We start from the raw sequence: 4,261 nt of genomic DNA, 5'->3' as shown, positions 1-4,261 counted from the left end.
TCATTAAAAACACGCTTAAACACGCTAGGCAACTTACAATAATTAGCTTCTTATTATTTAAAAATAGTCCAAAACCTAATAACACAGCGAATAAAACATCAAACCCACCTATTACGTTTGAAGCGCCTCGCACACTAAATAAAGCATACAACCATGACATAAATGGCGAGGTTTCAACAAGGCCTACAATAGCTTTTGCTTCAAATTCATAAAACTTCATGCCGCCAATCCATAGTAAAACCATAGCAACAGGAATAAAGTTTAAAAGTACGTGCTGTTTGTCGCTAAGTTTACTTTTACAGAATAAAAACAAGTAAATAGGCAATATAGAAAAGTACTTAATAATACCTTGCCCACTACCTATTATCGGAAAACCGCCTAATTGCTCCATCCAGCGGTTACTAGCAAATAATGTTAGCAATGGCACTATGCTAATTATTATTGCTAACACGAGTGCCGCTGTAGGCTTTATTAATTTTAAATGCGCAGCTAAGGTTGTTGCGACCAGTGCGAGCATAGTTGAGCCCGTTAACAAGCCTAATGTGTTTACACCTATTAACGTATCAAGCCCATAGAAACTAAAAGTAGCGGTTAATGCGTTAGGATTTGCACCTAAAGCAAACGAAACCCCAAGCAGTAAAAAGCTCAGTAAGAGCAAAAAAGTAAGTGCATTGTTTATGTGTTTTAAGTTCATTGTATTTCCATGTATTCGTTAAGACCTACAAAGACCTTACAAGCCGATAAAACATTTCACCCAACCTAGCAAACACTCATTATTTAAAGCGCAGTAGGGGCGTTAGCTGCATTAACTGAATATTGTGAACATCTCGAACGAAAAAGACCACAAGGTCATCAAACTGCCAGCGCTGGTTGTGCGCTTAACGACTAATATTTAAAGCTAACTACTTTATTTTTAATTGATTGATATCAAATTTTTCTGCTGAGTTGGAATTACTATATTGGCCTGTCATAAAAAGCCTATCGTAATGTTGATTGAAAGAGGTTAAGTTAATGAGCATTAAAAATGGCTGGCAATATTAAGTCTTTTAGCCTATTGATGGGTTGATCAATCCATCAATATAAGCAAAATCCGTTATTTTACATGCAGCATTTAAAAGAATGAGTTTATTATTTTTCAGTAGCCCTCGCGTTAGTGAGAGATTGCACGGCGTTGAGTCCCAAAGGGTATACAGCAGACTTTGACTCCCTAGTAAGATTACCGTTAATTCAGAATGGCTAAAAATATTATGGAACATAAACGATACTTTCTAATCCTTTCAGTTATCTTTGGCATTGAATTCCTAGTTATTTCTATATCGCCTCATGACCGAGCCGATTGGGCGCTTGAGAATGTATTAGTTGTCTTATCTGCTATTTTCATTTTTTTTACGTATAAGAAATGCCCATTATCGCGACTCTCTTATAGTTTGATATTTGCCTTTATGAGCTTGCATGAAATAGGTTCATATTATACTTATTCCAATGTCCCCTATGATGCATTTTTAACATCGTATTTTAACTTTAGCCTTAATGAATATATGGGCTGGACCAGGAATAATTTTGATAGATTGATTCATTTGGCATACGGTCTTTTATTGGCATACCCGGTTAGGGATTTGTATTGTCGAATTGCTGGTTTGAAAGGCTTTTGGAGCTATTTAACGCCTTTAAATCTTATTATGGCAACATCGATGCTATATGAATTGATTGAGTGGGGCGCCGCCGAGACATTTGGTGGCGAGCTAGGAATGGCGTATTTAGGCACACAGGGAGATGTTTGGGATGCACATAAAGATATGGCTCTGGCAAGTCTTGGCGGTTTTATAGCGATGGCGATAACCCTTTTTATCCATTCACGTATTCAAAAAGACTTTCGAGAACAAATGGAAATTAAGCTTAACAGTAAAAAAATATTAAGCAGGAAAATAAAGCCTTAGCTTGCAACCCGATTAGCAATAGACATTCTCACCTAAGAGTAGTGTTTTTTAGAATGTAACCTATTTTTTCCTTTGCTGTTAATCACGGAGCTAAAAACTGCAGGCTATATTGTTACTCTCAGTGTTAGCCCACAATTTTTAGACCAAATATCCCCCCAAGACACAGCAAAATACACAATCTTGCATTTCACGATCGTTTGGTTATTGTTAACGGTAAACCATACCGCCATCGATCATCGGTGCTTGACCTGTCATATAATCAGAGTCTGGACCCGCTAAATATGAAACAAAGTTGGCGACATCCACAGGTGTTTGCGCACGACCTAGTGCGATACCTTTCACGTATTTTTTAAACGTTTCACCTATTGCTGCCCCAGTAATTTCAGAAAAACGTTTATCAATCTCAACCCACATATCGGTTCCGACCACACCAGGGCAATAAGCATTTACTGTAATACCTGCACTAGCATATTCCTGTGCTGCTGCCTGAGTTAGCGCGCGCACTGCAAATTTAGTCGCCGAGTATGCACCTAGTAAAGCAAACCCGTTATGGCCAGCAATGGAAGAGGCATTTATAATTTTTCCTTTTTGTTTGCGTTCGATGAATTTCTTTGCCGCGGCTTGAATGCCCCAAAGTGTTCCATCTACGTTGATCTTTTGGATTTTATCCATGTCTTCTTGGGTAATATCTGATATGGCTTGAACCTGCGCAATACCTGCGTTATTCACCATAATATCGAATCCACCTAAGGTTTTTTCTGCATGATTTATAGCGGCATAAACTTGTTCTCGGTCGCTTACGTCAGCTTTGAAAGTCGTTGATTTTCGACCAAAAGCTTCTACCTCAAGAGATACCGCGAGCATTTTTTCTTCGTTTAGATCAACGATGGCAACATTTGCCCCATCTTTTGCTAAACGAAGTGCAATGGCACGTCCGATGCCCTGACCAGCGCCAGTGACGAGAGCGACTTTTCCTTGTAATGACATATCTGACTCCTTTTTGATAATGGGAAAAGGAAGACCTTTGCATCGCCTTCCAGATAACGATTGAATGATCAGTTTACAAGGACGTAGAGCAATAAAATTAGATATAGATCAATATGAGTCAGCATAGTGGTTAAAAATTAAACATGTTTAATCTCTAAGAATGACCTTTCAATATTAGTGATGTTAAGTTTGAAATTGTTTCATGTTGGGAAGGTCTGCTAGCTTATTTCTGCCTTAAAGTTGGTTAGGCTATGGCCTGCGGCCACTAACGTCGTGGCGCTTCGCCCACACCAGACCAAGAGGAAATCAACGGCTATTCCCTCTTGGATCACCCAGCCGCCCCGCAACATTTTCTGAAAAGCGAAAAGTCGCCATGGGGGATTGATTCAGCGTTGAACTTCATTTGAATATGGCTTCGGCCTTATTCGAAAATACTAACGCTTCCGATGGTACATCCTGTACCGCGAAAGCTAAGCTCACATCCATGTGAGCATCACGCTATTTTCTTCAACGTCCTCAAGTTCAGAGTTGAATCACACCATTTCCAAGTCAAGAAAACTAACTCGTTTTTGCCCCTTTCAATGTTAGGGCCGATTACCCACTCAGTTCAGTAGAACTTCATTTGGCTTACTTTTCCCCATATCATTAATGTGTTTCAATATCTGGTGTTGGGGGAAGAATAAACTGAAGAGGGCTCTATAATGCATCCAGAGTATGATGAACTGTCTTTATGGGATGATGCAATACGTCTGGTGAGTGAAAATAAATACGACCAAGCTATTTATCTATATAAAAGTATGGCTAAAAATGGAATTGATGAGGCGTTGGTTGAAATAGGGCGGCTGTATGAAATGCCATCAACAGCGACTATTGAACAAGACTTTTCAAAAGCGGCTACATTTTATAAAAAAGCGATTGATTTAAGTGATGACATGTATGCTTATACAGCTCTTGGAAGGCTTTACTTTTTCGGGGTTGGTGTGGATCAAGACTACATAAAATCAAAACAGTTGTATTTGAAAGCTGCGAATATGGACGGACTAGTAGCCACATTGATGTTAGCTCGTATTTATCGTTACGGGCATGGTGTTCAACCTAATTTAACTAAAGCAAAAGAGCTCTATCAGAAATCAATTAGGCTTGGAAGCTATGTAGCCCTAAAGGAGAGTGGTGGGTTGGATATTTCTTGTGGTGAGGTTGTAAAAGGAATAGCAAAAGTAATAAAGGGGACTTGGAATATTTTCTCAAGGGTGCGAAAAGACATATCTAATTATGGAGTTATTGTTAGTGAATGTGTAAAAAACCAATAGAGAAAACTTATCAGGACAGGTATGACC

General features: G+C 39.0%; 4 protein-coding genes. 2 read left to right on the top strand and 2 right to left on the bottom strand.

What is annotated here, in order from left to right; translation table 11 throughout:
• Window positions 1-694, bottom strand: a 694-nt coding sequence (locus tag CXF78_RS13265; RefSeq protein ID WP_102037063.1) for a DUF417 family protein, incomplete at its 3' end; no start/stop codon positions are given.
• A gap of 538 nt (window positions 695-1,232) precedes the next feature.
• On the opposite strand from CXF78_RS13265, the gene CXF78_RS13255 reads away from it, so the two are divergent.
• Entirely contained in the window at window positions 1,233-1,937 is a 705-nt protein-coding gene (locus CXF78_RS13255) for a DUF2238 domain-containing protein (RefSeq protein ID WP_219622075.1), read from the top strand.
• A 207-nt stretch (window positions 1,938-2,144) separates the two neighbouring features.
• On the opposite strand, the gene CXF78_RS13250 is transcribed toward CXF78_RS13255, so the two are convergent.
• Window positions 2,145-2,924, bottom strand: a complete 780-nt coding sequence (locus CXF78_RS13250; protein ID WP_011635722.1) for an acetoin reductase — start codon at window positions 2,922-2,924, stop codon at window positions 2,145-2,147.
• A 701-nt stretch (window positions 2,925-3,625) separates the two neighbouring features.
• On the opposite strand from CXF78_RS13250, the gene CXF78_RS13245 reads away from it, so the two are divergent.
• Window positions 3,626-4,234, top strand: coding sequence for a tetratricopeptide repeat protein (locus CXF78_RS13245; RefSeq protein ID WP_102037062.1), 609 nt, complete (start codon window positions 3,626-3,628; stop codon window positions 4,232-4,234).
• Window positions 4,235-4,261 lie beyond the last annotated feature (27 nt).

The organism is Shewanella sp. 11B5 (assembly GCF_002836795.1).
GTDB lineage: Bacteria > Pseudomonadota > Gammaproteobacteria > Enterobacterales > Shewanellaceae > Shewanella > Shewanella frigidimarina.
Note: the sequence above shows the minus strand (reverse complement) of the source record. Positions and strands in the feature narration are given on the sequence as shown.

Excerpts from the sequence above, each read along its gene's own strand:
- CXF78_RS13255 (WP_219622075.1), top strand. The coding sequence starts at position 1,233 with ATGGCTAAAAATATTATGGAACATAAACGATACTTTCTAATCCTTTCA.
- CXF78_RS13250 (WP_011635722.1), bottom strand. The coding sequence starts at position 2,924 with ATGTCATTACAAGGAAAAGTCGCTCTCGTCACTGGCGCTGGTCAGGGC.
- CXF78_RS13245 (WP_102037062.1), top strand. The coding sequence starts at position 3,626 with ATGCATCCAGAGTATGATGAACTGTCTTTATGGGATGATGCAATACGT.